The organism is Thermoproteus sp. CP80 (genome assembly GCF_002077075.2).
Lineage (GTDB): Archaea > Thermoproteota > Thermoprotei > Thermoproteales > Thermoproteaceae > Thermoproteus.
Window position 1 is genome coordinate 21,128 of the sequence record NZ_LCWM02000022.1, and the last position, 6,000, is coordinate 27,127.

The 6,000-nt window shown below is 47.2% G+C and carries 6 protein-coding genes; all 6 read left to right on the forward strand.

Going from position 1 to position 6,000, the window contains the following annotated elements; translation table 11 throughout:
• Positions 1–8 precede the first annotated feature (8 nt).
• The 6 genes from B7L68_RS05700 (at position 9) to B7L68_RS05725 (ending at position 5,534) form a co-directional block, all read left to right on the forward strand.
• The gene (locus tag B7L68_RS05700) at positions 9–1,490 is read left to right on the forward strand and encodes an aldehyde dehydrogenase family protein (protein WP_081246720.1); all 1,482 of its coding nucleotides are present in this window, start codon (positions 9–11) and stop codon (positions 1,488–1,490) included.
• Positions 1,491–1,527: 37 nt separating this feature from the next.
• The gene (locus B7L68_RS05705; RefSeq protein ID WP_081246721.1) at positions 1,528–1,929 is read left to right on the forward strand and encodes a PfkB family carbohydrate kinase; all 402 of its coding nucleotides are present in this window, start codon (positions 1,528–1,530) and stop codon (positions 1,927–1,929) included.
• Positions 1,930–2,129: 200 nt separating this feature from the next.
• Positions 2,130–2,882: a hypothetical protein gene (locus B7L68_RS05710; protein WP_081246722.1), complete on the forward strand. Its 753-nt coding sequence runs from the start codon at positions 2,130–2,132 to the stop codon at positions 2,880–2,882.
• A gap of 33 nt (positions 2,883–2,915) precedes the next feature.
• The gene (locus B7L68_RS05715; protein WP_081246723.1) at positions 2,916–3,344 is read left to right on the forward strand and encodes a hypothetical protein; all 429 of its coding nucleotides are present in this window, start codon (positions 2,916–2,918) and stop codon (positions 3,342–3,344) included.
• Positions 3,345–3,501: 157 nt separating this feature from the next.
• Entirely contained in the window at positions 3,502–4,107 is a 606-nt protein-coding gene (locus tag B7L68_RS05720) for a hypothetical protein (RefSeq protein WP_143615307.1), read from the forward strand.
• A gap of 2 nt (positions 4,108–4,109) precedes the next feature.
• On the forward strand, positions 4,110–5,534 hold the full coding sequence (locus tag B7L68_RS05725) for a DEAD/DEAH box helicase family protein (RefSeq protein WP_143615308.1): 1,425 nt from the start codon (positions 4,110–4,112) through the stop codon (positions 5,532–5,534).
• Positions 5,535–6,000 lie beyond the last annotated feature (466 nt).

The window sequence follows — 6,000 nt, forward strand, 5'->3', positions numbered from 1 at the left end:
TTTTCTGCATGCCTGTTCTTGAGGTTCCTAGGGGGTTTTGGGGTAGGTTGAGGAGTTTTGTTGGTGGTAGGTGGATTGATGGCCACCCCCTTGGTTTTGGTCAGCTCTTTGACCCCGGTCTTGGTGAGGTTATTGGTGAGGTTCCCCTTGGTGGTAAGGAGGATGTTGATGAGGCTGTTGAGGCTGCCTATGAGGCATTCAAGACCTGGAGTAGGACTCCGGTGCCCGATAGGCTTCAGTACCTCTTCAGGATTAAGTGGGTTCTTGAGGAGCATAGGGAGGATATTGCGAGGGTTAATACGCAGAACCATGGTAAGCCGATTAGTGACTCTAGGGGTGATTTGAGGAGGACTATTGAGAATGTCGAAGCCGCAATATCCGCACTACTCACGCTATCCAAGGGTGAGTATCAGCGTGAGATTGCCAAGGACATTGATGAAATAATGATGAGGGAACCACTGGGTGTGTTCTCAATAATAACACCCTACAACTTCCCAGTCATGATACCCTTCTGGTTCATACCATACGCGATAGCGCTCGGTGACACTGTGGTTGTTAAGGTTAGCCCGGTGACTCCGATACCCATGACCTACGTCATGGAGTTGATGGCTGACGTACTACCACCAGGCGTTCTAAACCTAGTGCACCTGGATAACTCCGTTGTTGATTACCTGGTGACGCACAGGCTTGTTGAGGGTACCGCATTCGTTGGCACATCGACAATAGCCCTAAGGCTTTATGAGGCATCGGCGAGGGCTGGTAAGAGGTTCCTTGGCGGTGGCAGTGCCGCCAACTACGCCGTCGTCATGCCTGACGCCAACCTCGAGAGGACTGTGGAGACGTTGATTCACTCGAAGTATGGTAATGCTGGGCAGAGGTGCTTGGCTATACAGAACATCGTGGTTGTTGGTGATGACAACTTCTACAACAAATTCAAGAAAGCCTTTGTTGAGAGGGCTAGGGTGTTGAGGGTTGGTTATGGGCTTGATGAGTCCGTTGAGATGGGTCCAATGACCACGGAGCAGTATAGGCAGAATGTGATTAGGAAGGTTGAGAATGCCGTGAACGCCGGGGCCAGGGTTGTGCTTGATGGTAGGGATTACAAGGTTCAGGACTACCCGAGGGGCTTCTACCTAGGTCCTACGATACTTGAGGGTGTTGGTCCGGACATGGACATCGTTAGGGAGGAGGTCTTTGGACCCGTTGCGAATTTAATTAGGGCTGGCAACCTCGATGAGGTTATTGACTGGATCAATAGGGGTAAGTACCACCACTCAGCCGCGATATTCACCCAGAGTGGTGCCTGGGCTAGGTATTTCGTGAACAACGTGAACGTAGGCAACGTCGGCGTCAACATTGGCATAGCGGCACCGGTCGGTTGGTTCCCATTCGGAGGTAGGGGGATATCTGGACTCGGTAGCCACCACCCACAAATGGACGTAATAGACTTCCTAACAGACAGAAAAACAACAATAATAAGATGGTTCTAGGATGGGATTTTGTTCATAAAGATAAGGTTTTAAAAATATGAACTTACTAGGGGTAAATCATATGAAACGGTATGATGTGGTATTAATAGGCAGGGCGGGTATTGACCTGTACTCCGACGACCTAGGCGCACCTCTAGACCAGGCGCGCCATTTCATGAAGTACGTAGGTGGTACAACAGCTAATACCGCCGTAGGATGTGCCAGGTATGGAATGAAGGTTGCACTAATAACTAAGGTTAGTAAAGATCCATTGGGTAAGTTTATAAAGGATTATCTATCTAGAAATGGCGTTGATACTTCGTATATAAAAGAGGATCCGGAGGCATTTGTTGGAATAGTATTTGCCGCAATATTCCCGGGCAAGGATCCAGAGTTCATATTTTATAGACCCCCAGGACTCACCGCAGATCTTAGGATAACTAAGCGCTATCACGACTAAAACCGCTTATGATTATCGCAACCAGGTTTACGTAGATACCATCGCTACCAATAATAAGTAGTGAGTTTAGGCCGAGGATTTAGTTGAGGGTTGCCGATTTGCCAATATGGATTTGGATGCTTAGGGTTGTGCATGTGGCTAGTGCGATCAATGCCGTTAATGGGATTGCACGTATTAATGTCTCTCTTGACATCTCACCCATGGTTTATATCCTCGTATTACTTGGCTTAACCCTTAAACCCTTATTTATAGAGATTAAATCAGGTGTAATAATGAGTGCACTCCAAGGGGCTGGGCAAATACCCTGCTCATTAATATTAGGGCAACTCATAGCCATTGTCCTGATCATAGCCGTGATAGACGTGCTTGCCGCACTTTTCTCGGGTTATTCGTGGTTAATACCGATATTACTTTTCGGACTCAACCTAGTAATTACCATGCTTATTTTAACCGCAACCAACGCCAGAAGTAATTACATAGTGTCGTGCTACGACCAACTCCTTCTCTTTTACCTCTTCTTCGCAATCATTACCCTTACGCTCTTTATATTTATCTCGTTATACAGGTTTTTGTATGGGTTGGGTGGTGAGGTGTTGCGGTTTTACCTCACGTTGTTGCCCGTAGTCATTACCTCATTATCGATAATGTTCGCGGTGTCTTTCTGGGTTGTTAATAGGGTGGAGGGTATTGCGGAGGATATAGGGGACGATAGGCTGGTTAGGACGATCCAGAAAATTAGGATGATTATAGTGTATGCCTATGCCTTAAGCATCTTCTTCATTTTTGGCCCATTACTTATGCTCCCTAATCCCATCTCCACGTCAGCGCTCGTATCAATTAGCCCCTCCCTATCATACCCCCTCGGTATGACAGCCGGCATAATTCAGACATTAATAGTCCTCGACATAGTGGCCGTTACCCTGAGGGGGAGGTTGAGGGGGCAGCGTCAATAAGGCTTATTAAGCATGGCACCTCTTATGCTTTAAATGAATGAGGATAAGGATGAATTTCTGCGGGATTTTGATCTAGATAAAATATTTAACGAAATTATGAATGAGTTCGAGAATGAGGTTAAGATTTACGTTAAAAATGTTAAGGGGCCACAAATTAAGCAATTATGTGAAATGTTAAGAAACGTGCAAGAGACATTCTTAGAAAAATTCGCCAAGTACATTAAACAAGAGACATTGAAAATAGTCGAGAACTTAAAAAGGGAAGGACATATAATAACTGAGGAGGAGCGTATAAAGATCGAGGAGTTGATAGAAATGGCCTTATATAAAAAGATGCAGGAGGCATTGTCTATGACTGAGGTAAAACAAAAGATAGAGGGATCAACTAAGGCTCTCGAATTTTTTATAATAAAATGGGCAGTTGAAGCTGTAAAAGAGTATCTGATTCAGAAATGCAGCTAATGTATCGACCCTCCCCTTTTAAAGCCAAGCTAATTATTTAGTAGAAGTGATGAGACCCTGAGGTACAGCGCCTTGGGCTTGCCAAGGCGAATTCCTCGGGGTTGATCCAACCACCGGCCGTGGGGCGGGTAGGGATGAGTATCGAGATATTGAGGAGTTGGTTGAGCGGTTGGTAAACGAGAGGATGGTCGAGGTTTATGACGACCTTAAGGATAAGATGCAGAGAAGTTTCGAGGAATTGGTAGAGCAGTTGGAAAAGAGGAGTAGAATTGATGAAAAAGCGATCAAGGCTCTCGTTAAGGTTCTTGTCGGCAAGGAACTTGAGAAGTTCAGAGGCGAGATTGAGGAGAGGTTGTCTAGGTTGGGTCTTGACAGAGAGACAATCAACCAAGTAATCAATGAGGTCGTCAACAAGTTGCTTAGCGATCTCGATAGGCGATTCATGCACCTTGCGAGTGTAATAGACGAGAGGTTTGGCGAGGTGAGGGACCTCCTAGACCTCACGAGCGAGATATTGAGGGCAGAGGTCGAGACCGAGGAAACACTGAGCAAATTGAAGAACATGTTGGATGAAGAGCACCTTGAGGAACTCATCTACAGGGTGTTGGTGAGGAAGGGGGTCTTGAAGAGAAGACGTAGAAAGTGGGTTCCGTTAGTAGTTGGCTTAGGTATCATGACAGCTATAGTCACTGGATTGTTGTTAAGTCCGATTGTAACACTGGTTATTTTGTTTATCGTGTTTGTAGTGCTCATGAGGTGGTAGCCATGGCAGAGCTTAGACTTAGAGAAGATCAGCGTGAAATCGTTAAGAAGCTCGTTAATGCGTTGTCCTCTGCCCCGTGGGTGGCTTTACAGGCTCCCACGGGGTGGGGGAAGACGCTGACTGCCTTAGCCGTGATAAAAGAACTTGGGGCAAGACCAGCCCTGTGGCTTACGCCGCGTTTAGCAATTTCGCTGCATGTTTACGCAAATGCTATTAATATGGGCTTGCGCACTCTAGCCACGGCTGGTAAGGAAAAGCTTTGCGGCTTCGGATACACAACGCTTGATTTCGCTAGGGGTGTTTGCCGCGGTTGTCCTCTAAACAAACCCGTTAGGTTAGGTGATTTAAAACAATTAAGCGGTTCATTGGATTTCGGAAGAGTTAAGGAGTATGCCGAGTCGATGGGTATCTGTCCTTACTCGTTACAGTCAATGCTTGAGCGTTATAATGGTTATGATGTCGTAATTGCCCATTACAATCGGGTGCATAGGTTAATTAGGGCAATAAAGCCTAGGATGGTTGTTGTCGATGAAAGTCACAATTTGGTTCTTCCAACGATACATAAAATTGATGCCAGAGTGATGGAGGTTTTACTCGGGAAACTTGGTTTCGAGGAGGATGAGATTGGGCAAATCATCAAGAGCCCTGAGACCCTTAAAATGGTTTTAAATGAAATGATTGATGCACTAGTGACCATAGCCTTTGAAGATAATGATCTCAAACCGATTATTGAGGAGGTAGTACAGATGCTTGGCTGTCAGGTGTGGTTCTTCGATGGGAGTGATGGGACTATTACTGCTCTCGAGTTGCCCTCGACCAACTTGAGCACAGATGCGCAAATACTTTATATGAGTGCCACCCTGCCACCCTCCCTGTTAGGTAGCTCTAGCGTCATCACAATCAAGAGGGGTTGGGTTGTTCCCATCAAAGTGGATGCCAAGTATTCATTTACGGTTGAGAATGTAAGGGCGAGGAGGGATGAGATGGTGAGGTACATCAGAAGTAAATTCCTAAAGCCCAGCACGCTCATTTTCACAACAGCATCGAGAGAGGTATTGCTGGGTGGTGTGGATGAGGTTGTGTGGGAGGATGATTTAGGCAGTAAAGCGCCCTGCGACTTTAGGAGCGGGATTCTAGCCCTTAGAACATTTGGCAAGTTTATTGAGGGCGTTGATCTGGGTTGTTTCGAGAACCTAGTCGTATTAGGGTATCCAATCCTACCCCCTGACGCAATGCGAAGGCTGGAAGCGAGAGGTGTTGATGAGAGGAGCCTCGCCGTCATGAAGAGTATTCAGTTGATCGGAAGAGTTGTTAGGACAGCAACCCAACCACCACAGCTACCATCAATCACACTCGCAGATAAAAGATTCCTACAAATCAAGGATGAACTGCAAAAATACGAAATCCAAGCCCAACTAGAGACTTAGACGCTTTGTTGCCAACCCCTGGGCTGACCCCCGGCCCGGCTTGGGTGGGGCTGGGCTGTGGGTGGGGATGAAGCCCGGGGGTTTGATGATTCCAGGCTAGACTGATTGGTGAACGAAAGGCGTGCGAGTTGACTCCCGGGCCGACCCACCCCGGCCCGGCACCGGTCAAGCTGTGGTTGGGGCGGGTTATAAGGCTTTTGGTTACGATGCTCAGTCGTTTAGGGGTCTTAAAAAGCCAAGTAACTAAAGTGATAGAGGAGGCGATGAGTCCCCAAGCAAACCACCCCGGTCTAGCCGGGGCGGAGGCTTGGGGATGATCCAATGCCAAAACCCCGTGGAGTGGGTTGGGGAAACTACGTAATAGCATGGCTGCTTACGTACAGCGGCTCGGACTGCAGGCTGTGGCAATATGTGCTCCAAAAATGCATGGAGAGCGGGCTTTGCCGTGAAGTGGTATCACTACTAC